The 26,000-nt window shown below is 70.1% G+C and carries 25 protein-coding genes and 1 pseudogene; 10 read left to right on the top strand and 16 right to left on the bottom strand.

Annotated elements, in window-relative coordinates:
• Positions 1-47: 47 nt before the first annotated feature.
• The 10 genes from ACLJOU_RS45945 to ACLJOU_RS45900 are packed head-to-tail and all read right to left on the bottom strand — an operon-like array spanning position 48 to position 8,973.
• Complete coding sequence (locus tag ACLJOU_RS45945) at positions 48-674, bottom strand: hypothetical protein (RefSeq protein WP_410575604.1); 627 nt, start codon at positions 672-674, stop codon at positions 48-50.
• The gene (locus ACLJOU_RS45940; protein WP_410575603.1) at positions 671-1,633 is read right to left on the bottom strand and encodes a 3-oxoacyl-ACP synthase III family protein; all 963 of its coding nucleotides are present in this window, start codon (positions 1,631-1,633) and stop codon (positions 671-673) included. The genes ACLJOU_RS45945 and ACLJOU_RS45940 overlap by 4 nt, the downstream gene beginning before the upstream one ends.
• Positions 1,621-2,388 (bottom strand): thioesterase II family protein, encoded by a 768-nt coding sequence (locus tag ACLJOU_RS45935; RefSeq protein WP_410575602.1) that lies wholly within the window; start codon positions 2,386-2,388, stop codon positions 1,621-1,623. Before ACLJOU_RS45935 ends, ACLJOU_RS45940 begins: the two co-directional genes overlap by 13 nt.
• Positions 2,385-3,533 carry an aminotransferase class V-fold PLP-dependent enzyme gene (locus ACLJOU_RS45930; protein ID WP_410575601.1) on the bottom strand — a complete coding sequence of 383 codons (1,149 nt, stop codon included), beginning with the start codon at positions 3,531-3,533 and terminating at the stop codon, positions 2,385-2,387. Before ACLJOU_RS45930 ends, ACLJOU_RS45935 begins: the two co-directional genes overlap by 4 nt.
• Complete coding sequence (locus tag ACLJOU_RS45925) at positions 3,533-4,531, bottom strand: TauD/TfdA family dioxygenase (protein WP_410575600.1); 999 nt, start codon at positions 4,529-4,531, stop codon at positions 3,533-3,535. The genes ACLJOU_RS45930 and ACLJOU_RS45925 overlap by 1 nt, the downstream gene beginning before the upstream one ends.
• On the bottom strand, positions 4,506-5,255 hold the full coding sequence (locus ACLJOU_RS45920; protein WP_410575599.1) for a tyrosine-protein phosphatase: 750 nt from the start codon (positions 5,253-5,255) through the stop codon (positions 4,506-4,508). Before ACLJOU_RS45920 ends, ACLJOU_RS45925 begins: the two co-directional genes overlap by 26 nt.
• A complete protein-coding gene (locus ACLJOU_RS45915; protein WP_410575598.1) occupies positions 5,252-6,586 on the bottom strand; it encodes a B12-binding domain-containing radical SAM protein in 1,335 nt (444 codons plus the stop codon). Before ACLJOU_RS45915 ends, ACLJOU_RS45920 begins: the two co-directional genes overlap by 4 nt.
• Positions 6,586-7,224, bottom strand: a complete 639-nt coding sequence (locus ACLJOU_RS45910; RefSeq protein ID WP_410575597.1) for a hypothetical protein — start codon at positions 7,222-7,224, stop codon at positions 6,586-6,588. Before ACLJOU_RS45910 ends, ACLJOU_RS45915 begins: the two co-directional genes overlap by 1 nt.
• Entirely contained in the window at positions 7,221-7,853 is a 633-nt protein-coding gene (locus ACLJOU_RS45905) for a 2OG-Fe(II) oxygenase family protein (RefSeq protein WP_410575596.1), read from the bottom strand. Before ACLJOU_RS45905 ends, ACLJOU_RS45910 begins: the two co-directional genes overlap by 4 nt.
• A complete protein-coding gene (locus tag ACLJOU_RS45900) occupies positions 7,837-8,973 on the bottom strand; it encodes an aminotransferase class I/II-fold pyridoxal phosphate-dependent enzyme (protein WP_410575595.1) in 1,137 nt (378 codons plus the stop codon). The genes ACLJOU_RS45905 and ACLJOU_RS45900 overlap by 17 nt, the downstream gene beginning before the upstream one ends.
• Positions 8,974-9,274: 301 nt before the next feature.
• Between ACLJOU_RS45900 and ACLJOU_RS45895 the strand changes: the two genes are divergently transcribed.
• Genes ACLJOU_RS45895 through ACLJOU_RS45860 form a run of 8 tightly spaced genes read left to right on the top strand, consistent with a single transcriptional unit; the run spans position 9,275 to position 19,660 of the window.
• Entirely contained in the window at positions 9,275-10,666 is a 1,392-nt protein-coding gene (locus ACLJOU_RS45895) for a hypothetical protein (protein WP_410575594.1), read from the top strand.
• A gap of 4 nt (positions 10,667-10,670) precedes the next feature.
• Positions 10,671-11,708, top strand: coding sequence for a tRNA pseudouridine(13) synthase TruD (gene truD, locus ACLJOU_RS45890; RefSeq protein WP_410575593.1), 1,038 nt, complete (start codon positions 10,671-10,673; stop codon positions 11,706-11,708).
• The gene (locus ACLJOU_RS45885; protein ID WP_410575592.1) at positions 11,705-13,120 is read left to right on the top strand and encodes an aminobutyraldehyde dehydrogenase; all 1,416 of its coding nucleotides are present in this window, start codon (positions 11,705-11,707) and stop codon (positions 13,118-13,120) included. The genes truD and ACLJOU_RS45885 overlap by 4 nt, the downstream gene beginning before the upstream one ends.
• Positions 13,121-13,131: 11 nt before the next feature.
• Complete coding sequence (locus tag ACLJOU_RS45880) at positions 13,132-13,782, top strand: 2OG-Fe(II) oxygenase (protein ID WP_410575591.1); 651 nt, start codon at positions 13,132-13,134, stop codon at positions 13,780-13,782.
• Between the two features lie 14 nt (positions 13,783-13,796).
• Positions 13,797-14,420 (top strand): 2OG-Fe(II) oxygenase, encoded by a 624-nt coding sequence (locus ACLJOU_RS45875; protein WP_410575590.1) that lies wholly within the window; start codon positions 13,797-13,799, stop codon positions 14,418-14,420.
• Complete coding sequence (locus ACLJOU_RS45870; RefSeq protein WP_410575589.1) at positions 14,420-15,631, top strand: MFS transporter; 1,212 nt, start codon at positions 14,420-14,422, stop codon at positions 15,629-15,631. The genes ACLJOU_RS45875 and ACLJOU_RS45870 overlap by 1 nt, the downstream gene beginning before the upstream one ends.
• A gap of 25 nt (positions 15,632-15,656) precedes the next feature.
• Positions 15,657-18,620: a non-ribosomal peptide synthetase gene (locus ACLJOU_RS45865; RefSeq protein ID WP_410575588.1), complete on the top strand. Its 2,964-nt coding sequence runs from the start codon at positions 15,657-15,659 to the stop codon at positions 18,618-18,620.
• On the top strand, positions 18,620-19,660 hold the full coding sequence (locus ACLJOU_RS45860) for a MupA/Atu3671 family FMN-dependent luciferase-like monooxygenase (RefSeq protein ID WP_410575587.1): 1,041 nt from the start codon (positions 18,620-18,622) through the stop codon (positions 19,658-19,660). Before ACLJOU_RS45865 ends, ACLJOU_RS45860 begins: the two co-directional genes overlap by 1 nt.
• Before the next feature lie 224 nt (positions 19,661-19,884).
• On the opposite strand, the gene ACLJOU_RS45855 is transcribed toward ACLJOU_RS45860, so the two are convergent.
• The 3 genes and pseudogenes from ACLJOU_RS45855 to ACLJOU_RS45845 all read right to left on the bottom strand — a co-directional run.
• The gene (locus tag ACLJOU_RS45855; protein ID WP_410575586.1) at positions 19,885-20,766 is read right to left on the bottom strand and encodes an AurF N-oxygenase family protein; all 882 of its coding nucleotides are present in this window, start codon (positions 20,764-20,766) and stop codon (positions 19,885-19,887) included.
• Positions 20,767-21,026: 260 nt separating this feature from the next.
• Positions 21,027-21,125 carry a hypothetical protein gene (locus ACLJOU_RS45850; protein WP_410575585.1) on the bottom strand — a complete coding sequence of 33 codons (99 nt, stop codon included), beginning with the start codon at positions 21,123-21,125 and terminating at the stop codon, positions 21,027-21,029.
• A 4-nt stretch (positions 21,126-21,129) separates the two neighbouring features.
• A pseudogene (locus tag ACLJOU_RS45845) lies at positions 21,130-21,225 on the bottom strand (3-oxoacyl-ACP reductase); the annotation flags it as partial.
• On the opposite strand from ACLJOU_RS45845, the gene ACLJOU_RS45840 reads away from it, so the two are divergent.
• Positions 21,218-21,877: a GntR family transcriptional regulator gene (locus tag ACLJOU_RS45840; protein ID WP_410575584.1), complete on the top strand. Its 660-nt coding sequence runs from the start codon at positions 21,218-21,220 to the stop codon at positions 21,875-21,877. The pseudogene ACLJOU_RS45845 and the gene ACLJOU_RS45840 overlap by 8 nt on opposite strands.
• 276 nt (positions 21,878-22,153) lie before the next feature.
• Complete coding sequence (locus ACLJOU_RS45835; protein ID WP_410575583.1) at positions 22,154-22,810, top strand: hypothetical protein; 657 nt, start codon at positions 22,154-22,156, stop codon at positions 22,808-22,810.
• Positions 22,811-22,936: 126 nt separating this feature from the next.
• Here ACLJOU_RS45835 and ACLJOU_RS45830 read toward each other — a convergent pair whose 3' ends face one another.
• The 3 genes from ACLJOU_RS45830 to ACLJOU_RS45820 all read right to left on the bottom strand — a co-directional run bounded on the left by ACLJOU_RS45830 (position 22,937) and on the right by ACLJOU_RS45820 (position 25,865).
• The gene (locus ACLJOU_RS45830; RefSeq protein WP_410575582.1) at positions 22,937-24,073 is read right to left on the bottom strand and encodes an epoxide hydrolase family protein; all 1,137 of its coding nucleotides are present in this window, start codon (positions 24,071-24,073) and stop codon (positions 22,937-22,939) included.
• A 28-nt stretch (positions 24,074-24,101) separates the two neighbouring features.
• Positions 24,102-24,797 (bottom strand): alpha/beta fold hydrolase, encoded by a 696-nt coding sequence (locus ACLJOU_RS45825; protein WP_410575581.1) that lies wholly within the window; start codon positions 24,795-24,797, stop codon positions 24,102-24,104.
• A 117-nt stretch (positions 24,798-24,914) separates the two neighbouring features.
• Positions 24,915-25,865 carry a GlxA family transcriptional regulator gene (locus ACLJOU_RS45820; RefSeq protein WP_410575580.1) on the bottom strand — a complete coding sequence of 317 codons (951 nt, stop codon included), beginning with the start codon at positions 25,863-25,865 and terminating at the stop codon, positions 24,915-24,917.
• Positions 25,866-26,000: the final 135 nt, after the last annotated feature.

Raw genomic sequence — 26,000 nt, 5'->3', positions numbered from 1 at the left:
CAAAAAATCCCCAGGGCGACAGCCCTGGGGATTCGGTGGTTCCACTGTTATTTCGCGGTGCGCTGCCGCCACTGCTCGAACTGTTCCGGAGAACGCACGCCGTGCTCGAGAACGGCGTTGTAGACGTCGACGGAGGACACGACGGAACCGTAGCCCGCGTTTTCGGCCCAGGCCTGCTTGATGGCGAGGATCGCCAAGCGTGCCTCGTCGTCCAGCTTGGCGGGGAACGACTTGAGGTGCGCGAGGTCGGGCTGGCGGTCCGGTTCGTCGACGAACCAGATGTCGAGGTTCCAGTCCTTCCCTTCCAGGGAACGGTACTTCACGCCCAGGTAGAGTCCGTCCGGGTAGTCCGGGTCGACGTTCCAGTGCCCGGTGTCGTCACGCATGTTGACCACTCGCACCCGCGGGTGCCGGATGAGTTCCGCGCCGATCCGGGCGACCTCGTCCGCCGTCTTTTCGTCCAGTTCCGCGCAGACGACCGTGATATCCAGGTCGCGGCGCACCATCAGACCCAATGCGGCACTGCCGACGCGGTTCGGGGTTCCCAACTCCGCGAGCTTCGCGAGGCCAAGGTGCTCGTGGACCTTGTCGGCCTCCACCTGCAATTCTTTCTGCTGTTCGAGCAAGTTCGTCATGCCGGACAGTATTGCATAGGCTGCCCGGACCGTGATCACTCAGCTCGATATTCCAGTGCGGTGATGCCCCAGCTGAAACCCATCGCGCTGGTGGCCAGCAGCAGCAGATCCCCGTCGCGCAGCCGTCCCGCTTCGGTGAGATCGCGGATGGCGATGAGCGTGTCCGCACCACCCATGTGGCCGAACCGGTGATAGTTGAACACGCTCTTTTCCGCCGGCAGGCCGAGCTCGTTCAGCAGCCGCTCGTGCATGCGCCGGTCCCCGTGGTTGATCAGCAGGTACGCGACGTCGGCGACGTCCCGGCCGAGGGCGGTCAGCGTCTGCCCGGTGAGCGTCCGGAAGTTGTCGACGTACGCGCTGGTCAGCCCTTCGCGATGGCCGTTGCGCTGGATCAGCACCCGGCCCTCGCGAACGGCACCGGTGTAGTAGTCCGCCCAGTGCGGCTCGGTGTGCATCGCCGAATGCAGCACCTCGAACCGGGAGCCCTCTCCCGAGATCAGCAGCGCGGCCGCGGAGTCCCCGAAGTTGAACAGGTCGACCGAACCGGCGTCGTGGTAGTCGAGCAGCCGGCTGAGCCGATCGCCGATGAGCACCAGCACGTGGTCGGCCTGCCCCAGCTCCAGCTTGTCGCAGGCGATCCGGACCGCGGTCATCGACGCGTTGCAGAAGTTGGTGACCTCGAAGCAATGGGCGTTCTCGATGCCGAGTTCGTGCGCGACCTTCGCGGCGGGCGACCAGAAGGGGACGTCCCACTGGCCGGAGCCGCAGTAGAGCACGTGGGTGATCCGCTCCGGGGCGACACCGGTGCGCTTGAGCACCGAGGCGCCGGCTCGCACCGCCAGCTCCCACGCCTGCTCGTCGTCGCCCAGTACGGGGAAGTGTTCGCAGTGGGTGATCTCGAGGATCTTCTCGTGCGGGACACCGGAGGCGTCGGCCATCGCCCGCGCGGAGACGGACCCGGTCGGGAACTCGAAGTCGAATTCGACTATGCCTGGCATGTGCGTGTCTCGATTCTGTCCGTGTCGAGGGAGGTGAGCGAGCGCGGCAGCTCCGCCCAGGCCTCAGCGGTGTAAAAGTGGCCGCCCGGTAGCCGGGTGGCGGTGAACTCACCGGCGGTGAGCCGGCGCCAGCGCTCGACGACCCCGGGCGTGATGTGCGGGTCCGCGTCGCCGAACGCGAACTCGATCGGTGTACGCAGGATCGTGCCTGGGTAGCGGTAGTCTTCGGCCGCCCGCAGGTCGGCGCGCAGGATCTCGAGCGCGATCTCCATCAGTTCGGGCTCCTCGCCCACCTCCTCGGGCAGCCGCCCCTCCTCGGTGACCCACCGGACGAGCTCCTCGTCGGTGTCGTGCGCGGTCGGCGGGAGCTCGAGGTGCTCCGGCCAGTTGCTCGGCGCCTCGCAAGACGAGACGATCAGCGCGTCCGGCGTCCGAGCGCCGGACAGCTCCGCCTGAGCCGTGAGCTCGAAGGCGACGAGCGCGCCCATGCTGTGGCCGAACAAGTGGTACGGCTTGTCGAGCACGGGCCCGATCGCGGCGAGCGCATCGGCGAGCAGCTCGTCCCAGCGTTCGGCGAGCGGGTCGGTGAACCGGCCCTCCCGGCCCGGGTAGCAGAGCAAGACCAGCTCGGTGTCCGGTGGCAGAGCATCGCGCCAAGGCCGGAACGGGACCGACCCGCCACCGCTGTAGCTGCAGCAGATGAGCCGGTGCACGGCCTCCGGCTCCGGCCGCGGCCAGAACACCAGGGCGTTCACGTCAGCTCCGCGACCGCGGCGACGAGTGCGTCGACGTCGGCTCCGGTGGTGTAGCAGGAGATGCCGGCGCGAACGGCGTCCGGATCGCCGGTGGTGACCGCGCGCATGGCCGTGACGGCGTAGAAAGTGCCGTGCCACACCGAGACCGAGCGACTCGCGAGGTGCGCGGCGACCTTCGCGGCGGGAACGCCGTCGAGCTGGAACGTCACCAGCGCCGTGCCGCCGGCCGGCCCGAGCAGCCGGATCCCCGGCAGTTCGCCGAGCCGGGCCCGCACGGACGCGCGCAGCTCGTCCTCCCGCGTCGCGATCGCCGCCCGGTCGCAGCGCAGCAGCACGTCGGCGGCCACGCCGGCACCGAGGATCGCCTCGAAGTTCAGCGTTCCCAGCTGCAGGTGGCCTGGCCCGGCTCGCTCGGCCGAGGGCACCTGCTCCGGCAGGTGGAGTCCGTCCCCGTCGGCCACCCAGAGGATTCCGGCGTGCGTGCCGTACCACTTGTACGCTGCGGTGACGAACGCGTCGCAGCCCAGTGCGGCCACGTCGATCGGCAAGTGCGCCACGGCTTGCACGCCGTCCACGAACACCCGGGCCCCGACCGCGTGCGCGGCCCGGCTGATCGATGCGACGTCCGGTACGGTCCCCAGCGCGTTGGACGCCGCGGTGACGGCGACCCACTTCGTGCGCTCGGTCAGCAGCCCGGTGACCGCTTCCGCGGGCAGCACCCCCGACGGGCCGAGCGGGGCTTCCCGTACCACGACCCCCTGCGCGGCCAGCGCCTGCCACGGCGCGCGGTTGGCCTCGTGGTCCAGCTCGGTGATGATCACCTCGTCGCCGGCGCCGAGGCCGAGGGCGCGGACGAACACCGTGGTCAGCCCGGTCATGTTCGGCCCGAACACCACCTGTCCCCGCACCGCGCCGAGCAGGGCGCGGACCCGTTCGGTCGTCCACGAGACGATCGCGTCGGAGAAGTCGCTGGCCGGGAAGCCGCCGTGGTCGTTGGCCACCAGCTCGCCGCCGAGGTAGCGGGCGACGGCGTCCGCCACCGCGGCGTGCACCAGTGTCCCGCCGGGCCCGTCGAACCGGTGGCTGCCGGCACGGCGGCCCGGGAACCCGTCGAGCTCGGTGTCCACGAACGAACCGATGTCCATCAGCGCACCTCCGGACCGGGCCGGGCCCCGACGAGCGTCTGGGCGAAGCCGTCTTCGGCCTCCTGCCCGGCGGGGCGCGGCCGGGGCAGCCGGATCAGGATCCGCTTGAGCCAGCGGTCGGTACCGTCGTAGCGGGGCCGGAACGCGGACCGGCCGTGCACGGCGACGTCGTTGTCGATCAGCAGGATGTCGCCCGGCTCCAGGTCGATCACCTCGCGGCAGCCGGTGAGCCGGTCGCCGAGCCCGGCGTGCGCCCGCACCAGGGTGGGGTCGTCGACCAGGAACCCGGTGTAGGACGGGTCGTAGCGCAGGCACGGCCCGTCTTCGGCGAACCAGACGGTGGCCATTCCCGGCTGTTCTGTGCCGTCCGCGTCGGAACACGCCGGGTACGAGTCGTCCGGCATGATCCGGAGATGGGGCCGGCTCAGCAACGCCAGCTCACGCTCGTCGAGTCCCGCACGGCGGATGCTGGCCACCTCGCTGCCGATCCGGTCGTCGTTGCGGACACAGGTGAGCATCACCAGCTCGGCGCGGCGCGGGTGGAACGCGTCCTCCGTGTGCCAGGCCAGTGCCGTGGTGCTGCTCGCGCCGACCTGCAGCTGCTCCTGGCCCCGGCTGGGCAGGATGTTGTGCACCAGCCGGCCGTCCTGCTGCCCGGTCCAGCCGAACACGCCGCCGATCACCTCGCCGATGAGCACCAGCGCGATGTCGAGTGCTTCGGTGGCCTGTCCTTTCGCCGATTTCCAGTGCTCCGGGGTGGGACCGGGTTCGCCGAACCCGCTCAGCAGGCCGCGCAGCACGCACCAGCCTTCGGTGCGGTCGGGCAGCGGGATCACCTTTTCCAGCGCCGAACGCAGCACCGGCGGCACGTCCGCCAGATGGCCGGTGAAGACGGTGTCCGAAGTGGCGCCCGCCGCCGCGAGCCGTCCCGCTTCCCGGTGGAGCAGCAGGGCAGCGCGGCGTAGCGAGTCGTCACTGCCGGATGTGTTGGGTACCATTGCAGGCTCCTCCTATCGTTCGCCGCGCTGCCGCTGCCCGGTCCGCACCGGATGGGCGGACCGTGTCCGGGGAGAACACCTTCTCGGCCGGAAGTGGGGTGGAGTCGGGAATTTCGTCCAGCACCGCGTCGAGAACCGGTGGGCTGACCGGGGTGATCTTTCGCACCGGATCCCGCCACGCCGGCGGCAGCAGGTGCCGGCTTCGGCGGAGGCAGACGTCCGTGTAGGCGAAGTCTTCGAGGATGGCGGTGCGGTGCACGCCCAGCCGGTGGAGGAGGATCGCGGTCACCAGGCCGGTGCGGTCCTTGCCCAGCGTGCAGCCGACGATCACCGGCGCTCCGCCGGGCAGGCCGGCCACTTCACCGGCGATGTCGAGGTACCGGACCAAGGCGCGCCGGTAGCGCCGCAGGACGTCCGCCGGTTCGTCGGATTCGCCCGGCAGGCGGTCCTGCAGCGGAATGCGGTGCCACCGCCAGCCGTGCGCGACGAGCGCGTCCGGCTCACCGTCACGCTCGAGTTCCGCGTCGACGCGCAGGTCCACGTAGGTGCCGGCGCCGAACAGGCCGGTCACCGCGGCCGCGGTGGAACCGTCGAGCGCGACCAGCGCGGACGAACGCAGCAGCCGGCCGGTTCGCACGATGCGGCCGGTCGGCGTGGCCAGGCCTCCCGCGTCGCGCAGGTTCGGCAGCAGCGCCGGCAACAGCCGCCTGGCCGCCGCGGTCACGACGCGTCCGCCCGGGCCAGCGGGATGTTGCCGGTGGCCGGGGTGCGGTAATCGTGGCCACCGAAGATGAACCGCAGGAACTCCGCCGGGTCGTGCTCACCGGCGAGCACTTCTTCCGAACCGGTGAACACCTGGCGGTTGAACGCGGAGACCTCCCGTTCCGTCATCCCGGCGTGCATCCGCTGATACGGCGTGTACAGCGTCGGCCGCACCCGCGCGCCCGCCCGGTCGAGCACCTCGATCGTGCGCCGGGTGCCGCCCGGGGTCGTACCGGGCAGGCCGACGATGACGAAGCAGTTGAGTTCGACACCGGCCTTGTCACACCAGCCGAGGACGTCGTGCAGGCGCTTGTTGGCGCGTTCCTTGAGTTTGGGCAGCCGGCCGGCCGCGTCGTCGTCGAGGGTTTCCACACCGACGCTGATCCGGACGCACCCCGCCTCTCCCATCTGCCGCACCAGATCCTCATCGAGGTGGTGCAGCGTGGTGGCGCACTTCCAGTGGTAGGGGCGCGGTTCGTTCGCCAGCGCCGCGCACAGCTCGCGGGTCCAGCGCTTGTCCAGGGTGAACGTCGGCGCGTAGAACGCGACGTATTCGAAGGGGTGGTGGGCGAACGAATCCCGGATGTAGTCCACGGCTCGTTCCACGGTCATCCGTCGCTCGCGCAGCCCCTGCATGGGAGGGACGTCGCAGAAGTCGCAGCCCACGGGACAGCCCCGCGCCACCGGGACGACCAGTTCGCGGCGCTGCGGGATGCCGCAGAACCGGTTGCCGTCGTTCTTGTACAGACCTTCGTAGGCTGCGTACGGGATTTCGTCGACGTCGGGCAGCACCCACTCGTCGGCGGGCATCCAGGTACCGGGACCGCTCGGCGCGCGCCAGCTGGTGCCGGCGCGGACCGCCACCCCGGGCAGCGCCTCGTCCCCGGGTCGGCCCCGCTCGGCCCAGTCCAGGGCCGCGGCCACGCCGGCCTCGTAGTCGCCGCTGCCGACGATCGCGTCGACGGCCATGCCCTCGAAGAACCCGGGGTTCTGGTAGCTGAGCCGGCCGACCGTGACGACCAGCGCGTCCGGCGCGAGCTGGCGGGTGTAGTCGGCGGCGCGGCGCACCCCTTCCACGACGTCGTACTCGTTGACCAGCACGACGGCCTGGTAGCCGCCCTGGAACACCTCGTCGGCGAACTCCTTCCAGGTGAAGTTCAGCGCGCCGGCGTCGATCGCGGTGACTTCGTGCCCGTGCGCGCGCAGATAGGCGGCGATGGTGAAGGTCGGCAGGTGATGCCCTGCGTTGAAGTAGCTGGGCACGTGCGGTGGCCAGATGACCAGGGTGCGCATCACGCGGCTCCTCCTCGGGTGCTTCGGTGGTGGACGAGTCGGCACAGATCGGCCGAAGCGGACCCGGCCTCGGGCAACGGGACGACGCGCGGGGAGAGCTGGTGGCGCGCGCACCAGGTCCGCGTGGCCCGCGTCCGGGTGGCGGCGAGCACCACGGTGGCGCCGTGCCGGCCCGCCTCGGCGACCACCACGGGGAGATCACGGCGGCGGAACCGGGCGATCTTCGCCAGCAGTGCGGGGAAGTCGCGGGTGGCCCGGACGGGGGTTCCGGTCACGGTGTCGGCGCGCACCCGCTCAGGCAGGGCACCGAAATCGCCGCGGTGAATGCGCCAGGCTCGTCTCACCGCGCGGACCAGGCACAACGCGGTCGGTGCGTCGACGATCACGGCCAGCTCGGCGCGAGTCGCGCGCAACGCGATGGTGGGCAGGTAGTTGCCTTCGATGATCCATTCGGGCCGGCTGATCAGCTCGGTCTGGCGCCGCCGCCAGTCCTGCTCCGCGGGACGGGCCCAGCCCGCCCCCCAGTACTCGTCGTCGAGGTGGTGCAGCGGCAGGCCGGTGACCGCCGCCAGCGTCCTGGCCAGCGCGGTCTTGCCCGCCCCGGGCGAGCCGAGCACCAGTACCCGGGCGGCGTTCATCGCAGCCCGTGCACGAGCAGTGAGGTCCGGTGCCGGGCGGGTTCCCCCGCCCGGGTGTGCACCTCGCCGACCTGGTGCCAGGAGTTGTCGGCGCGGATCATCAGCGCGGAGGCACCCAGCACGGGCACGACCGTGTGGACGACGTCAGCCGGGTCCTCGCTGCGGAGAATCTGCAGGCAGCCACCCCATTCCTGCCGCCAGCCCTCGTTGAAGTAGAAGACGTGGCTGAACAGCTTGTCCGCGCGGTCGGTGTGCGGCCCGAGCCAGTCGCCGGTCACGTGCCGCACCAGCCGGACCTCCAGTTGGCCCGGCGCCGGGAGGTCCAGCCGCGCACAGACGGCCTCCCGGTAGGCCGGGGCCAGCAGCTCAGAGACGAATTCGCGCCACACCACCGGGAGATCGCCGATATCCGGTGCGCCGGGTCCGGCCAAGGCTCGCGAGTAATTGCGGTACGACTTGTCCGATTTCCTACCATCGGTGGTTTTCCGCACGAAGGAACCGGCCGGGAATTCCTCCGCCAGTGAACGCGCGTCCGCCTCGGCGATCAGCTCTCCCGGTGCGGTCTCCAGCCAGACGTACGGCTCATCGTTTATCTTCAGCGCGGACCAGGCTTCAGAAATCAACCGCATATCCGTGCCTCCCGGTCTCGGCGGTCTCGGCGGTCTCGAGGAGCATTTCGGTCAAGCAATCGATGAAGGGCTCGGTGATGTCCGCGTCGCCCACCGTGAAGCGCACGCAGTTGTCCAGCCCGGCCGAACCGGACAGATTCCTGATGCGGTAGCCCCGCTCGGACAGCCGCTGCGTCACCTGGGCGCTCGTCCACGGCGCCGGTACCGGCGCGGTGACGAAGTTCGCGTCGGACGGGAGCGGGCCCGGCGACAGCGCGGCCAGCTCCGCCCGGCACCATTCGCGCCGCGCGCGCACCTGCGACCAGACCTCGGTCAGCTCGCCGTGGTGGTCGACGGCGTTCAGCATCGCGGCCACCGCCAGACCCGACACGGCGTGTTCGAGCGGGCCCGGTTCGAGCCGGGCGACCAGGTCCGGGGCACCCGCCAGCACGGCGACGCGGGCGCCCGCCAGGCCGTGCGACTTCGACAGCGACTGCACCACCAGGACCGGGCCGCCGCGCCGGTCGGTCTGTTCCGTGAGTGGTCCGCGGAAGGCCTGGTAACAAGCGTCGACCACCAGCAGATGCCCGCGCTCGGCCGAGATTTCGGCAAGGGTACGCAGGTCGGCGTCGGGTATCGAGCCACCGCTGAGCCCGTTGGGCACGCTCACCGCGATGAGTGCCCCGGTGGTCGCCGAAGCCTGCGCGACCAGTTGCGCGCCCTGCTCGACCGGGTCCGCAAGGTGCGCGGTGACCCGTCGGAGCCGCAGGCCGTGTCCCGCAGCCACCTGCTCCCACGCCGCGTAGTTCGGGTCCTGCAGCAGCACCGGGCCGCCGCCGCGGCGCAGGTGGTACTGGATGATCAGCCGCAGCGCGGAATCGGACCCGGGCGTAAGGACCAACTCGTCCGGTTGCATGCGGAAATAGGCGGCGATCCGTTCGGTGGCGCGGTCGAGCACCGGGTAGCGAGTGAGCTGGTCCGGCCGCAGGCCGGCCAACGCGGTGCGGTGTATCTCGGCCACCCGCGCGCTCAGCAGTTCATTGCTGCTGAGATTGATTCTTCCGTCGCTTCGCCGACGATTAACGTGCACGTTACCCACTACCGTCGCCCTCCCCCGAATAACCGGACGCGGAATAGGCACCGCGACACCGGCGAAAATTCTGGCGATCCGCTTGAACTACGACCCGAGTCGACTCATCGGCAGCCGGATTCCGGCCTGGATCGAGGCTAGCAGCAGTTAGAACGGCTTTGTCAACCCGTTCCCGGACTGCTCCGAATGGGTGGCGATCACAACGCGTGTTGACCTTCATCCGGGCCCGTGCCACAGTCGATGCGGGAGCTCAGAGGGTCCTGGAATGCGGGGGTCACCCAATTCCGGTGTCTCCGATTAATCGAAAGAAGCGCACGCTTCGGCGTGTTGCCACTGGTTTCCGGGGGGATTCATGACGATCGCCGGTGCGCGTCCTGCGCCGGAACGGCTGTCCGGGCCGGACCCTTCCGGCCTGCTGGTCCACGGCGGACGGCGGCTTCGCGGCTCGATCACCACCTCGGGGTTCAAGCACTCGCTCGTGACTGTGTTCGCCGCCGCGGCGGCCGCGCAGGCGCCGGTGCGCATCACCAACGTTCCCGACATCGTCGAGACCAGGATCCTGTCCGGCCTGCTCTCGGGGAACGGTGCGCGCGTCGAAGCCGAAGGCGGTTCGCTGACCGTCGACGCAACCGGGTTCACCGGCACCGGCGTCGACGCCGCGCTCGGCTCCCGCATCCACGGGGTGGTCTACCTGATCCCCGCGCTGCTGCGGAAGGCGGGCCGGGCGGTCATCCCCGGCAACGGCGGCTGCCAGATCGGCGACGGCCCCGGCCGGAGGAGGCCGGTCGAGCAGTACGTCAGCGTCGCCCGCCGGTTCGGCGCCACCGCACGGCAGCGGCCGGACGGTGGCCTCGAAGTGGCCGCCGGCGTGCTGCGCGGCACCGAGATCGACCTGCTCGACTACACCGCCGACCGCGCACTCAAGACCGGCCCCCTCTATTCGGGAGCGTCGAAGATGGCGCTGCTGATGGCCGCGGTCTCCGAAGGTGTCAGCACGCTGCGCAACCTCTACCCGAAGCCGGACGTCACCGACCTCGTCGGCGTGCTCGAAGAGCTGGGCGCCGAGATCGAGCGCCCCGAGCCGGGCACGGTCGTCCTGCGCGGACGCGGTGGCGCGGACCTCACCCGGCCGGTCGAGCACATGCTGGTCCCGGACCTGATCGAGGTGGTGACCTGGCTGTGCGCCGGTACGCTCCTCGCCGAAGAGTCGCTCGCGGTGCGTGGCCCCGGGCTGAGCCGGGCACTGACCGCGCTGGCACCCGAAGTCGACGCGCTCGAGCGGCTCGGCGTGGAATTCGCAGCCGGTGCCTCGAACCTGGTCGTCCACCGGATCGAGCACACCCGCCCGATCGAGCTGACCATTTCTTCGCACGGCGTCTACAGCGACAGCCAGCCGTTCCTCGTCCTGCTGTCCACGTTGGCCGACGGCACGTCCAGGTTCACCGAAACGGTGTGGGGAAACAGGTTCTCCTACCTCGACTTGCTCACCGCACTGGGTGCCGACGTCCGCCGGGACGGCATCACGGCCGTGGTGACCGGCCGCCGGCCGCCGTCGCTCCCCGGTGCCGAACTGCACGCGCCCGACCTGCGGGGCGCGGCCGTGGCGCTGCTGGCCGCGTTGCTCGTGCCCGGACCGACCGTGCTCAGCGGCACCGGTCACCTCGCCCGGGGATACCCCGACCTGCCCGGTGCGCTGCGCGCGGCCGGCGCCGACATCGTCGCCCTACCCAGCAGTGGGAGGTAGTTTCGTGGTCCACGGACCCGTACTCAAGCACCAACCGTCCGACTTCCTCGTCCGGGAGAACATGGTTCTCCGCCTGCGGGACGACCCCGGCGCAGCGCAGCGGTACATGTTGTTGCGCAAGGACGGCTACACCACAACGGAAGCCGTCCGCTGGATCGCCGAGAAACTCGCCCTCGGCACCGGCGAGGTCACCTTCGGCGGTCTGAAGGACGAGGACGGCATCACCGAGCAGGTCGTCGCCGTGCCGCGGCACGCTCTGTCCGAAGAGGACGGACAGCTACGCCTGGTCGAAGGTGAGCACCGGTGGCTGAGCCTGCACCACTACGGCTACGGCGACGAGCCGATCGAGATCGGCGCCCTGGAGGGCAACGGGTTCCGAGTGGTGGTGCGCAACGTCACCGCTTCGCTCGCCGAGCACCTTTCGTCGTTGCGCAAGATGAACCTGCTGTTCCTCAACTACTACGACACCCAGCGCTTCGGTGTGCCCGACGGCCCGAAGCGCACCCACCACGTCGGTGCGGCCATCCTCGCCGGGGACTGGGAGCTCGCCCGGACCGAGTTGGCCGGGCTCCGGGCGCCGGAGAGCGAACAAGCGGCGAACTGGACCGGCGACGCGAAGACGCTTTTCACCACGCTGGATCCGCGCACCACGGCGTTCTACCTCGCGGCGCAGAGCTCGTTCCGGTGGAACGCGGAACTGGCCGCCCGCGCGGCGGAGGTGTTCGACGACGACTCGGTCGAAATCGAGCTGGACGGCCTGAAGTACCTCTACCCGACCTCCGGCGACGCGGCCGCCGCGTTGATGGCGCACTGCCGGGAGCTTCCGTTCAGGAAGTACACCTTTGCCGACACCCGCCCGGTGAGCCGGCTTTCCCCACGCCCCACCCTGGTGCAGACCACGGTGACGATCAGCGGGTTCGCGCCGGACGAGCACCACCCCGGCGCGTTCGAGGTCACCCTCGGCTTCTTCCTGCCTTCGGGGTGCTACGCCACCGCCGCCGTCCGCCAGCTGATGACCATCGTGTCGGCGGGCAAGCCGTGATCACGCTCGCCAACCACATCGCGGGTGAAGCCGTGGGCACGGCGGCCACCTCGGAGGTCGTCGACCCGAGCACCGGCCGCCCCCTCGCGCTCGCCCCGCTTTCGCGCGGACGTGAAGTCGAGGCGGCGGTGAGCGCCGCAGCCAAGGCGTTCGGCACCTGGCGTACCAGTACCCCGGCCGAGCGCAGCCTGGCGCTGCTGCGGATCGCACAGGCACTGGAGGACCACGCCGAAGAATTCGCCGACCTCGAATGCCGCAACACCGGCAAGCCCCGGCGCACCGCGGTCGCCGACGAGGTCGAGCCCGTCGTCGACCAGCTCCGCTTCTTCGCCGGCGCCGCCAGGCTGCCGGAAGGCAAGGCCGCCGGCGAGTACCTCGGTGACCACACCTCCTCCGTCCGCCGTGAACCGGTCGGGGTCTGCGCGCAGCTCGTGCCGTGGAACTTCCCGCTGATGATGGCCGTCTGGAAATGCGCGCCCGCCATCGCGGCCGGCAACACCGTCGTGCTGAAGCCCGCCGAGTCCACCCCGATGACGGCTCTGCGGCTGGCCGAACTGGCCGCGGAATTCCTCCCGCCGGGGGTGCTCAACGTGGTCTGCGGCGACCGTGACACCGGCCGGGAGCTGGCCGCGCACCCCGAGGTGGATCTCGTGGCCCTCACCGGGAGCACCCGCGCCGGCCGCGAGCTGGCGTCGTCCGCGGGGCGTGCCCTCAAGCGGCTGCACCTCGAACTCGGCGGCAACTCGCCCGTGATCGTGTTCGACGACGTCGACGTCCAGGCCGTGGCGGCGGCCATCGCGGACGCCGCGTTCTTCAACGCGGGCCAGGACTGCGTGGCCGCGAGCCGCGTGCTGGTGCACGAGGGGGTGTACCGGGAACTGGCCGACGCGCTGGTCGAGCGGGCCCGTGGCACCCGGACCGGTCCACCGTCCGACGCGGGCGCCTACTACGGCCCGCTCAACAACGCCGACCAGCTGGCCCGGGTCAGCGGGTTGATCGAGCGGCTGCCCGGCCACGCCACCGTCCGGACCGGTGGCCACCGGATCGGCGAGCAGGGCTACTTCTTCGCGCCCACCGTGGTCACCGGCGTGCGCCAGAGCGACGAGATCGTCCAGGAGGAGATCTTCGGCCCGGTGATCACGGTCCAGCCGTTCGCCGGTGCCGACGAGGCCATGGCACTGGCCAACGGCGTGCCGCAGGGATTGGCGGGCAGCGTCTGGACCCGCGACCTCGCGACGGCGAACCGGGTGGCGGCCGGCTTGGACGTCGGTTGCGCCTGGATCAACACGCACCTGTGCTTCACCGCGGAAATGCCGCACGGCGGGTGCAAGGAATCCGGCTACGGCCGGGATCTCTCCGCCTACGCGCTGGACGACTACACCCGCGTCAAACACGTCATGACGGCATTGTGACAGGAGGACTGATGATCAACACGGAAGCTCGGTTCGAGCACATCACCGATCCGTTCGAAATTCACCTCGCCCGCCAGACCCTCACCGTCGAGCAGGTGCGTGCGCTCTACGCCGAGGCGCCGCTGCGCCGCGCCGAGCAGATCGCCCAGGTGGACCCGGAACACGAGAAGCAGTACCGGATGAACTTGCTGTACCTCGCCAAGGACGGCAGGCCGGAAGACGACACGCTGATGCTCTCGGCCGGCTGGTCGGAGCTGCTCAAGGACCTGCTCAGCGACGAGTTCACCCAGTGGCTCGAGGCGGGCACCGGCCTGGCACTGCGGGACCTGCCTCTGGACATCGGCGTCTACACGCACGTCGACGGCGACTTCATCTCGGTGCACAAGGACAAGCCGAACAAGGCGATCACCGCCATCCTGTACTTGAACGAGGATTGGCCGCCCGGCATCGGCGGTGAGTACGAGGTGCGCGCCAGCGGCGACCCCGAGGCCGAGCCGGTCCGCCGGATCGCTCCCGCTCCCGGCCAGTTCCTCGCCTTCCCCCCGACCGACGTGTCGTGGCACTCGGTGTCCCGGGTCGAGACCGGCGGCACCCGGACCAGGCTCACCGTGCAGCTGGAGTTCTGGCACGAAGACTGGTCGACCCGCCACGCCGGGCGCTGAGACAGGAAACCGTGATGATCAACCTGGCTGCGAAGTTCGAACGGTTCTCCTCGCCGTTCACCTACTACACGATCGACGACGTCATCTCCGCCGAAGACCTCAAGCGGCTCAACGCCGAAGTGCCGCCGATCGAGCTGTTCGCACGGCAGCACAAGGAAGGCCCGCAACACCGCAAGAACTACCAGTTCGACCTGCTCGACCTCTACGAGAACGGCGAGCGCGCGCCCAAGGCGGCCCAGCTGCCCGAGTCGTGGGCTCAGCTGCTCGACAGCCTGCTGTCACCGGAGTTCTGCGCGTGGGCCAGCGACGGTCTCGGTCTGGACATGAGCACGTTCCCGCTCACCCTCGGACTCTATCGCTACGGCGACCGGGATTACACGACCGTCGACACGGCCAAGGCGACCAAGGCCATGCACTGGGCGCTCTACCTCAACGACGAATGGTCCGAATCGGACGGTGGCCGGCTGAACCTGTGGTCCGCCAAGGAAGCCCCGGAGCCCGAGGTGTCCATCCTGCCGGGTGGCGGTACCTGCGCGATGTTCGCGCCGACCGAGCGGACCTGGCACAACATCGGCAAGGTCACCACCGGCGGGAAGCGGGAGCGGCTGACGATCATGCTCGAATACTGGAAGCCTTGATGGGCGCACCGGTACTGGTGGCGGCGGAGGGGAAGAGACGCCTGCTGCTCACGGGCAGCGCGATCGACTCGCTCGGCAGTGGGTTCTGGATGCCGTTCGGGTTGATTTTCTTCACCACCGCGCAGGGCCTGCCGGTCGCGCAGGTGGGCGTCGCGCTCACCATCGGCGGACTCGGCGGGCTGGTGTTCGGACCGGTCGCGGGGAACCTGGTCGACAACCGGGGCGCGGCCCCGGTCCTGCTGGCCAGCAACGTGTTGCGGGCGGTGACTTTTTCGCTCTACCCGCTCACCGGGCACGCCTGGCAAGTGGCGGCGCTGGCGGTCGTCACCAGCGCGTCGGACCGGATGTTCTGGACCTCCAACGCACCGCTTCTCGGCTGCCTGGCGCAAGGCCGTGAACTCGACCGGCTGCTCGGCACGCAGAGCGTCATCCGGATCATCGGGCTCGGCGCCGGCGCGGCGGTGGCGACCCCGTTCATCGGCGACGCCGGCGGCCTGCACCTGGTGTCGTACCTGAACGCCGCCACCTTCGCCGTGACCGCCTCGATCGTGTACCCGGTGGCACGATCGCTGGCGGTGCCGGCTCAGGCGCGGAAGAGAACCGGGTCCTGGCGGAGGGTTCTGGGCGACCGGCCCTATCTGCTGGTGTGCTTGGGGCAGGCTCTGTTCTCGCTGTGCGCGTCGAGCCTGGTGGTGATTCTGCCGCTGGTCTCGGTGGAATCGCTCGGCGGACCGCCGTGGCTGCCCGGCGGGTCGATCGTGGCGGGCAACGTCGTGCTGGCCGTGATCCAGAAACCGGTGCTGCGGCTGGCCGAGCGGACCAGCCGCGGTGGGGTGATCTCGGTGGCCGGGCTGGTGTTCGCGGGCGCCTTCCTGGTGATGCTTGGCGGTCCGCCACTGGGGCCCGGGTACGCCGCGGCGATCGTGCTCGCCACGTCCATGATCGGCGTCGTGGGCGAGACGCTGTCCGTGCCGCTGATGACCGCCGCGGCGAACCAGTCCGCACCGGAGGACGCGAAGGGACGCTACAGCGCGCTGTTCCAGACCTGCTGGGGCGCGGCCGGAGCGTCCTCGCCAGCACTCTGCTCGGGCTTGCTGACCCTCGGCTACCAAGTCTTGTGGGTGGGCCTGGCGGTGATCGCGCTGGCCACCGTCCCGGTCGTGGCACTCGCTTCGCGGTCGATGCCCGCGCTGACCGAACGCTCGCAGTGAACTTCGTCCCCGAAGGATGATCGCCGTGCCGAACTCGCCTGACCTGGCCACCGAGTCCCGCGAGCCCGCGTCGGGCCTGCAGGAGCAGTGGTGGTTCCTCGACCACTGGTCCGACGGCGCCGGAGCCGTCGTCGAACTGAGCCTGCGGCTGCGAGGTGCCCTGGACACCGACCGGCTGCGGGACGCGGTGCGCGCGGTCGTCGAGCGGCACGAGGTACTGCGGACGGTCTTCGAGTTCGACGGGCGGCTCTACCGCAAGGTGCTGCCCCCGGAGCGAGCCGGCACCGATACGTTCTGCACTGGACGTTTCCCGGCGATGGACACGACCACCGGGCCGCTGTTCCAGGCCCGGCAAGCCGACGGGGTGCTGACCCTGCGTGCGCACCGGTCGGTCGCGGACGAGCGGTCCCTGGTGCTGCTGGTGGAAGAGCTGGCCGCCGCGTACCGGGGTGTGGCGACCGAGTTCGCCGCCGAGGTGCCCGAGGTGCGTTCCGGCGACGAGCTGGCGGCGTTCTGGTCGGCGAAACTCGCCGGTTTCGCTGTCGTGGAGCTGCCCACGGACGAAATCCGCCCGGCGACCATGTCGTTCCGCAGCGACCGGGTGACCCATCCGGTCCCGGCCGGCCTCTCGAGCGCCTTGGCCGAGCGTGACGTCATCGCCTACCTGACCGCCGCCACCGCCTTGGTGCTCAGCCGGCACACCGGAGCCGAACGGCTGGTGCTGGGCGTGGGCCACGACGGTCGACGAGAGCCGCGGGCGGTCGGCCCTTACGCGGACACCGCCCCGGTCGCGCTCGACCTTTCCGGCGTCGCGTCCGCGTCGGACGTCGTGCGGCTGTGCCGCCGCGAGATCGACGAAGCGGTCGCGCACCGCGGGCTGTCCCTGCCGCGCCTGGTGGAACGGCTCGGTCTGGCCCGCGACGCCAGCCGTCATCCGGTGTTCCAGGTCGGTGTCGTGCTGGCCGAACGGCCCGCGTCGTTCACGGTGCCCGGGGCGACCGCCGAGCAGATCGGGTCCGCCCGGCCGGATCAGCGGCTCGATCTGCGCGTGCACTACACCGGCGCCGAACTGCAACTGGACTACGCGGCCGACCTGTTCGACCGGCGCCGGATCGAGCACCTCGCCACGCATCTGGTCACCGTGCTCGGCGAGCTGGCCGCGCACCCCGGCCGGCCGCCGCGCGAGCTGGCGATGCTGCCGGCGGCCGAGCTGGCCGGCCTCGACACCGCCTGGCAGGGCGAGATCCGGCCGGTCGACCCGGCGATGACGCACGAGCGGTTTTCCCGGCAAGCCCGGCGCACGCCCGCGCGGCTTGCGGTCGTGCAGCCCGGCCGCGAGATCACCTACGGGGAACTGGACGTGTGGTCCAACCGGATCGCCACCCACCTGAGCGCGCTGGGCGTGGGTCCCGACGTGCCAGTCGCGGTGGCACTGGAGCGCGGGATCGACGCGGTGGCCGCGATCATCGGTGTCCTCAAGGCCGGCGGCGCCTACGTGCCGCTGGACCCGACGTACCCGGCGGAACGCCTGCAGTACATCTTGGCTGACTCCAGGGCGAAGGTGCTCATCACCACCGAGCTGCTGCTCAAGCTGTTCGACGAACCCGCCGTGCCCACGGTGCTCACCGACCGGGACCGGGAGGCACTCGAAGCCGCCTCGCCGGAGCCGGTCGATTCGGGGGTCACCCCGGCGAACCTCGTGTACCTGATGTACACCTCCGGCTCGACCGGGCGGCCGAAGGGCGTGCGCACGCTGCACGCCAACCTGAACTGGTACCTCGACTGGTTCCTCGGAACAATTCCCGCCGAGGCGTTCACGAGCGTGTTCGGCACGATCGCGTTCTCGTTCGACGTGTCCGCAATGGACATCTGGCCGCCGCTGCTGACCGGCGGCAGGCTGCGCCTGTCCGACGGACTGCTCGCCGTGCCCGACGATTCGCCGGAACTCGACGGCGTCACCATGATGAACCTCGTGCCGTCCGTGCTCGCCGAGTACCTGCGGCACAACAGGTTGCCGGCCACCGTTCGCACGATCACCGTCGGCGGTGAGCAGCTCGCCCAGCAACTGGTCGAAGACATCTGGGCCCGCTCCGAGGTACGCGACATCCACCACCTGTACGGTCCGACGGAGACCACCGTGTTCGTGACGGCCCAGCACCTGGTCCGAGGTGACGGCCGCAAGGTCCGCCTGGGCCGTCCCATCCACAGCAGCCGGATCGACATCCTCGGCGAGGACGGCGCGCGGGTACCGGTCGGCGTGCCCGGTGAGATCCACATCGGCGGCCCGGGAGTGGCCGACGGATACCTGGGCCGGCCGGAGCTGACCGCGGAACGGTTCCTGCCCAACCCGTTCGACCCGTCGCCGGACGGCATGATGTACCGCAGCGGCGACATCGGCCGCTGGACCTTCGACGGCGAGATCGAGTTCCTCGGCCGCAAGGACGACCAGGTCAAGATCCGTGGCGTGCGGATCGAACTCGGCGAGATCGAAGCGACGATGCGACGCCACCCGGTGGTCGCGGCCGCGGTGGTCGCCGTGACGCCCCGGCAGGAACTCGTCGCCTACGTCGTGCCACACGTGCTGCCCGCCGACCTCGACGCGGTGTCCGCGTACGTGCAGGACGTCCTGCCGAGCTTCCTGGTGCCCACGGTGTTCGTGGCGATCGACGCGATCCCGCTCTCGCCGACCGGCAAGGTCGACCGTGGTGCGCTGCCACCGCCACCCGAGCTCCGAGCGGACACCGGCACCGTCCCGCGAACGCCGACCGAGCGGGTGCTGGCCGAGATCTGGGGGCAGATCCTCGGCAAGCCCGCCCTCGGCCCGCGCGACCACTTCTTCCAGTCCGGCGGTCATTCGCTGCTGGCCATCCGGGTGGTGCGGGAAATCCGCAGCCGGCTTGGCCTCAAGCTCGGCGTGCGTTCGCTGTTCCAGACACCGGTGCTCGCAGACCTCGCCGCGCTGGTCGACAAGCAGACGAGGGGTGCGTGATGGAATTCAGCCTGTTCTACTTCGCCGACGACACCACGGGCACTGACGACGGCTACCGGTTGCTGCTGGAAGGGGCCACCTTCGCCGACACCCACGGGTTCTGCGCCGTGTGGACGCCCGAGCGGCACTTCCACGAGTTCGGTGGCCGATACCCGAACCCCGCGGTGACCGGTGCCGCGATCGCGGCGGTGACCGAACGCGTCGGCATCCGCGCCGGGAGCGTCGTCGCGCCGCTGCACCATCCGGTGCGGATCGCCGAGGAGTGGTCGGTGGTCGACAACCTCTCGGGTGGCCGGGCCGGTGTCTCGCTCGCACCGGGCTGGCACCTGGTCGATTTCGTGTTGCGGCCCGAGAACTACCGCGAGCGCCGCGACGTGCTGGTGTCGTCACTGGGCACGCTCCGAGCACTCTGGCGGGGCGACGAGGTCGAACTGCCCGACGGCACCGGCGAGCCCGCCCGGGTGCGCATCCACCCGAAGCCGATCCAACCGGAACTGCCGGTGTGGATCACCAGCTCGGGCAGCATCGAGACGTTCCGGCAGGCGGGCAGGCTCGGTACCGGTGTGCTCACCCACCTGCTGGGTCAGTCACTTGCGGAACTGGCCGGCAAGATCGCCGTCTACCGGGCCGAACACCAGGCCTGCCACGGCACTCCCGGTCACGTCGTGCTGATGGTGCACACGTTCCTCGGCCCGGACGATGAAACGGTCGTCGAGACCGTCCGCGAGCCGTTCTCCCGGTATCTGCGCTCGTCGTTGGGCCTGATCGCGCAAGCGGCGAAGGACCTGTTGCCCGGCATCGACCCCGCCGACCTCGACCCGGACGACGTCGACTTCCTGATCGAGAACTCCTTCGACCGCTACTTCCGCACCGGCGGCTTGTTCGGATCGGTGGCCTCGGGCATGGCCGTGCTGGACCGGCTGGCCGAAACCGGCATCGACGAGGTCGCTTGCCTCATCGATTTCGTGCCCGGTATCAGCGAGGTCCTGGACTCCCTCAAGTACCTGGACGAACTGAAGAACACCTGGCGGCGCGGCTGAGCAACCTGGGGCCCGAAAGCGTGAGAGCGCCAGCTGGGCACCTCCGCTCCGGCCTGGATCCGTCGACTACGGCACCGCTCGGTACGCGTCGGCCATGGCGTTCCGCGCTCGGCGGCGCCCCGGCGGTGACCGCAAGGACCGATCTGGTTCTTGCGATCGCTTCGTCCCTGCCCGGGTGCCCGGGCAGTAGTCGTCAGGGCCTGGTCACGCGGGGTGGACCTTTCTCAGAGGAGGTGGGATCGGCGCCAGATGGCCGAGGTGAGGCGGCCCTCGAGGAAACCGGCGTCCGTGCAGAAGGCCACCAGCCGTTCGGACATCCAGCGCAAGGACTCGTGGTAGTGCGGATTGGCGAGCGCGGCTCGATAGGCAGCCCGCGAATCCAGCCCGGCTCGCCGATAAGTCGCCGGCCGGAGCAGCGTGCGGCCCAGCGACCACGCCAGCAACGCCACCCCGATCCGGTTCAACCGGCGCGACAGGGGCCCGGCTTCCGCCATCGTGCGCCGCGCGGCCTCGCGCGCGTACGTCACGTGCCGGCTCTCCTCCAGGACGTGGATCCGGTAGACCATCCGGAGCAATGGCTGGATGGTCTCGTCGTCCATCGCTTCGCGCTGCAGGCGATCCACCGGCTCCTCGAAGAACAACGCGCTGGCCCAGAAGAACGGACCTTGCGGGATGACCGCCGAAATGACGTTCACCAGTTTGGTGACGAGCCTCGACTGCGGCACGACCGAGCCTCCGAGCCACGTGATCGCCTTGGCGAACATGGTCGAATGCCGACATTCGTCAGCGACTTCCGTCAGGGCGTACAACGCCGGGTCCGACGCCGGAGCGCCCTCCTGCACTGCGCGGAGCAATGACCGCATGAGACTGAGCTCCGCATGGATGATCACAGACGACAACGTGACCGCTTCCTGGCGCGCCACCTCGATCCGCTGCTCCGGAGAGAGTGACTCCCACAGCGGGGTGCCGTACAGGGGCAATCGGCGCGTCGGGAAGTAGAGCTTGTCTTCGTCGATCGGCGAGCGCCAATCGACATCCACCTGCGGGTCATACGATCGATCGGCCGACGACCTGAGCAACCGCCGGGCGGTCTGCTCTTGGTTCACTTGGACTCCCTGCTCACCCTGCGTGCTTTTCTTCCTCCTTCCCAAGGCTGCCCAGCGTGAAGCCGAGCTGTCAACGTGGGCGGACTGGTCGGCGTCGAAAGAGGTCAATTCTGTCCCACCGACGTGGGTAACGCTCCATCCTGCTGCCCACGTCCGCGCCGCTCTGCCGGGGCCGTCCTCATTCGCCCGGCAGGATGCCCAGGTCTCCCTCGAACCAGGCGTTGTCGATGACCAGCTTGCTGATTCGCCACACTTCCCCGTCACGGACCAGTTCGGCGGCGTAGCTCACCGGGCCTGAAGTACTGGGCCATGGCGTAGCACCGGACGGTTGCCGTGTCCTCGTCGAGGGTGATCCGCACGTTGGACACCGCGTGGCACGTTCCACGCCTCGATGGCCGCCTTGGCCGCGCCGTAGGAGCCGGGGCCTTGTTTCGCCGCGATCGAGCCGACGGTGACGATATGTGTACAGGGGTTGCGCGCGGACATTCACGGTGGCGTGCTGGCTCCCGGTGAGCGCCTGAAGTTCCGGCCGCTGTGCGCGCGGTACGACGCGAGCGTCAGCCTCGTCCGCGAAGTGCTGAGCCGGCTCGCCGAGCAGGGACTCGTCCGCGCCAGTCCGCAGGTCGGGTTCCAGGTGACGCCGATCTCCGAGGCGGACCTGCTGGACCTGACCGCGACCCGGGTCGACATCGAAGGCCTGGCCCGGCGGCGCTCCGTCGAACGCGGCGACCTCACCTGGCGGTCCCGGCTCGTCGCGGCGCACTACACCCTGGACAACACGCGCCGGCGCGACCCGGCCGATCCCGGCCGCGTCACTCCGGAGTGGGAAAGCGCGCACGCCGCGTTCCACGACACCCTGCTCGCCGGCTGCGGCAGCGAACGCCTGTACGGCATCGCTTGCGCCTTGCGCGACAGCGCCAAGCTCTACCGGCGGTGGTCCGAAGCCCTCGACGAGCGGGACCACGAACGCGACCCGGCCGCCGAACACGCCGCCATCACCGACCACGCGCTCGCCGCCGACGCCGACCGGGCGGTAGCCGCGTTGACCGACCACATCCGGTTGACCACCGACCTCATCCTCCACGCCCGGACGGCGAGTGTGCCGGACTAGCCTCGGGGCCGCGAAGGGCTATCGGGAACTGACCCGGCGCGAGCGTGACCCGGCAAGTGCCGCCCGGCCCCGCGTCGCCGAGTACCGGGGACTCCACTTAGGACAGCAAGCTCTTCGACTGCTTCGGCCGGAGCGCTCATCTCGAACTATTCGATCGCGCCACGGCGGGACAGCGGGCATTGAGACAATCAGGTGATTTCCGTACTCGCACTTTTCCGCCGGCTCCCGTTCCGGCAAAGTCGAGCCGTCCTACGACTCGGTTCAGGAGCGCAGCGCGTGCCTTACAACCCCAACCAGCCCAGAGGTCCCGACGGAAGGTGGATCAAAACCGGCGGCGTTTTCGGCGCGGCCGTCTTGGCGGCCGTTGTGGCGGCGGCGAGCGGCGGAGACGTGGTCACTTCGGTCGGCGCCGGGCTTGACGCCGCGACGAGCCGGAGCGTGTCCGACGCGGACGCGGCCAACAGCAAAAAGGCCGCGCGGAAGGGCGATCGCGCCGAGGCGTGGCGGCGGCTGGCTCTCAAGGAGATCAGGAAACAGATCAAGAGGGACCTGCGCTGCGCCGTCCAGTCGTACGGCCGGGTTCAGCAGTTCTTCCTGCGTCATCCGTGCGACAAGCTCGACCAGCTGCTGTTCGTCGTCCAGGACAGGAACGGGAACACGATCGCCGGCTCGGTCGTGTGGGTGAAAATGCCGTCGGCCGAATCCGCCGCGCAGCTGCGCGGGGTGGAAGATACGTACGGATCCGGTGACGTGACTCCGTTCGGAACGGAGGTTCTCGAAGCGGGTGGCTTTCGTTTCACCGGAAAGCACTACCGGTCGCGGCTGGACGGCAAGCTGTTCGTCGTCGCCGAAACGGACCCGATCAAGGGCCGTCCCTCCGACGCGTTCCTCAAGCAGGTCGCCGAAGTCGCGGATGTCCTCCCGCCCCCGTGACGACGAGGGCTCAACGCGGGTCGCCGGGGTGCACCTGAACCTGGCGGCCACTTCGCCGCGCTGGAGCAGCCGGAGTCGCTCGTCGAGCAGGTGTGCGGGTTCTTCCGCCTCGTCCGCTGACCGTTCTCATTCCCGCAGTTCCCGGAAGAAGGCGGTGACGTCGCGGGCGAGCAGCTCGGGTTCTTCGTGGGCGGCGAAGTGGCCGCCGCGGGGCATCGTCGTGTACCTGGTCACGTGGTAAGTGCGCTCCGCCCAGCTGCGCGGCGGCTGGGCGAGGTCGGCCGGGAACAGCGCGACGGCGGTCGGCACGTCGACCCGCTCGACCTTGCGGGTCAGGTTCTCGCCGTACTCGTAGTACGGCCGGAACGAGGTGGAAATCGTGTTGGTGAACCAGTAGAGCGACGCCTGCGTCAGCAGGAAGTCGTCGCTGAACCGCGAGGACACGTCACCTCCGCAGTCGCTCCACGCGCGGTACTTTTCGAGGATCCAGGCGAGCAGCCCGACCGGCGAGTCGGCCAGGCCGTAGGCCAAGGTGACCGGCCGGGTGCTCTGCTGGTGCTGGTAAGCGCCCTCCTGCGCCGACCAGGTCGCCACCGAGCCGAGGTGGGCCCGCTCCGGCGCGGTGAGGCTCTCGTCGTCGTAGGCGACCGGACCGGCGACGGCCAGCAGGTGGATCCCGACCAGGGCCTCGGGATGGGCTTCGGCCAGCCGGGAAGTGACGCCCGCACCCAGGTCTCCGCCGTGCGCCGCGTATCGGGAGAAGCCCAGTTCCTCGTGCATGAGCCGGTGCCACAGTTCGTGGGTCTGCACGGGATCCGGCAGCGACGGACGTTGCGGGGAGAAGGCGAAGCCGGGCAGCGACGGGACGATGACGGTGAACGAGTCCGCGGCGGACCCACCGTGCTCCGACGGCGTCGCCAGCCGCCGGGCGAAGCCGGTCAGCTCCAGGAACGAGCTGGGCCACCCGTTGGTCAGCACGATCGGCAGGGCGTCCGGGGCCTCGCCGTCGAACCGCAGGTAGTGCACCGGCGTCCCGGCGATGTCCGCGAAGTGGTGCGGCAGGGCGTTGATGGCGGCTTCGTGCGCACGCCAGTCGTAACCGGTCGCCCAGTACGCGGCCAGTCGCCGCAGCTCACCGGGATCGGTGCCCGCCGACCAGCCGGGCACCGGCCACGGCGCCGGCCAGCGCGTGCCGGCCAGCCGGGTGTGCAGCTCGCCGAGCTCGGTGTCACCGACCGCGAGCACCGGACTGCCCAACACCATGATCTCCTCCTCGCCCCGCGGTTTCCGCTCAGCTCGCTGCCTCGACGATAGTCGAGGCCACCACCTCCGGGTGCACCAGCGGAACGGCGTGCGAGGAAGCCACCTCCACGACCGTGGAGCCGGCCCGCTCGGCCATCCAGCGCTGCGCCTCCGGCGGAATCGAATTGTCCTGTGTGGACACCACAGCCCACGAGGGCAACCCGTGCCAGCTGGCGCTCCCCGCAAAACTGCCTTCCAGCGTGACCGGGTCGAACGGCTTCTGTGCGGCGGCAAGGACTTTCCGGTCACGCTCGTCGGCGTCACCGGCGTAGACTTCGCCGAACTTGTCCGCCCGCAGGTAGACCTCCGATCCGCCGGGACAGGGCCGCACCACGAGGTTGTCCGGGACGAGCCGGCTGCCCGGGAACTTCCCGTTCAGCGCGCCCGCCGTCTCACCCGCGTCCGGCTGGAACGCGGTGACGTACACCAGCGCGCGGACTTCCGGGGTCAGGGCGTCGGGCGCCGAGATGACGCATCCGGCGTAGGAATGCGCGGCCACCACGAGCGGACCGGTGAGGGTGCTCAGGAACTGCCGCAGGTAGATGACGTCGCCGTCGAAGTCGCGCATGGGCAGGGCCGGCGCGATGACGGGGTACCCCGCCTCCTGCAGGCGCCGGGAGACCCGGCGCCACACCGACGCGTCGGTCAGCGCGCCGTGGACGAGGACGAGAGTCGGCTGGTTCATGAAGGTGATCTCCTGAGGTCGAATCGGTACCGCACCGAGTCTTGCCTCGGGCCCGGTCCCGGGACAGTGGCAGCACCGTCCGATATCGAAACGATCCTGCCAACGCGCCCGGACCGGTCAGGTGCGGTCGAACGCGAACGACTTCCGGTGTTCCCGCGGCGAAACGTTCGTCGCGCGCCGGAACTGCACCCGCAGGTTGGCCGCCGTCCCGAAACCGGTCCGGCGCGCGATGTCCGCGATCGACGACTCCGAGCTCTCCAGGAGTTCCTTGGCCCGGGCGATGCGCTGGTCCCGCAACCACGTCAACGGCGGAAGGCCGGTCTTCTGCCGGAACCGCCGGTGGAAGGTCCGCTCGGACATGGCGAACCGGGCGGCCACGTCCTTCACCGACAGGTCCTGCGCCAGCGACACGAGCATCCACTGCTGCGCCTGGGCGATGACGTCGTCGCCGGGCGGGACGACCGCTTTCTCCACGAACTGCTGCTGACCGTCGGCCGGCCGCGGCGCCATCACGATGCGCCGCGCGACGTGCCGCGCCGCCGCCGGCCCCAGGTCGGCGTGCAGCAGGTGCAGGCAGAGATCCACCCCGGCGGTCACCCCGCCCGAGGTCAGGACGGTCTCGGTGCCGGCCACCAGCACCGACTGGTCGACCGTGAGCGCGGGGAACCGCTCGGCGAGGTCCGCGCACAACGACCAGTGGGTGGTCACGGTCAGCCCGTCGAGCACCCCGGCCCGCGCCAGGGCGAACGCCCCGGAGCAGATGGACACCATCCGGACCCCTCGCCGGTGCGCCGCGGCCAGCGCCCGCACCAGCGAACCCGGCAGCTCCCGGTCCACCGCGTCGGCGTACCCCGGCACGACCACCGTGCCCGCCTTCCGCAGCAGCTCGAGCCCGCCGTCCGGCACCACCGTGGTCCCGCCGGCCACCGGCACCGCGCCCCCGCCCACCGAGACGGTCACGAGGTCGTAAGCCTCCGACGCCTCCCTCCCGAAGACGTGAACCGGAATCGCGTAGTCGAGCGGGAGGACGTCTTCGAGCAGGATGACGACCATCCGGTGCCGGGGCATGGCCGCATCCTAGGGCCTGTCCTCAAAGCTGGTGCGGGTGATCTGCTTTGATCTTCGGTCGTGGTGCGTAGGCATGAGCTGACCGACGAGCAGTGGCAGGTCATCGAGCCGTTGCTGCCGGTGTCGGGGGCGAAG

Source organism: Amycolatopsis sp. cmx-4-61 (assembly GCF_046548775.1).
In the GTDB taxonomy this organism is placed as follows: domain Bacteria; phylum Actinomycetota; class Actinomycetes; order Mycobacteriales; family Pseudonocardiaceae; genus Amycolatopsis.
The sequence above is the reverse complement of the archived record's forward strand: the minus strand, read 5'-3'. Positions and strand labels throughout refer to the sequence as shown.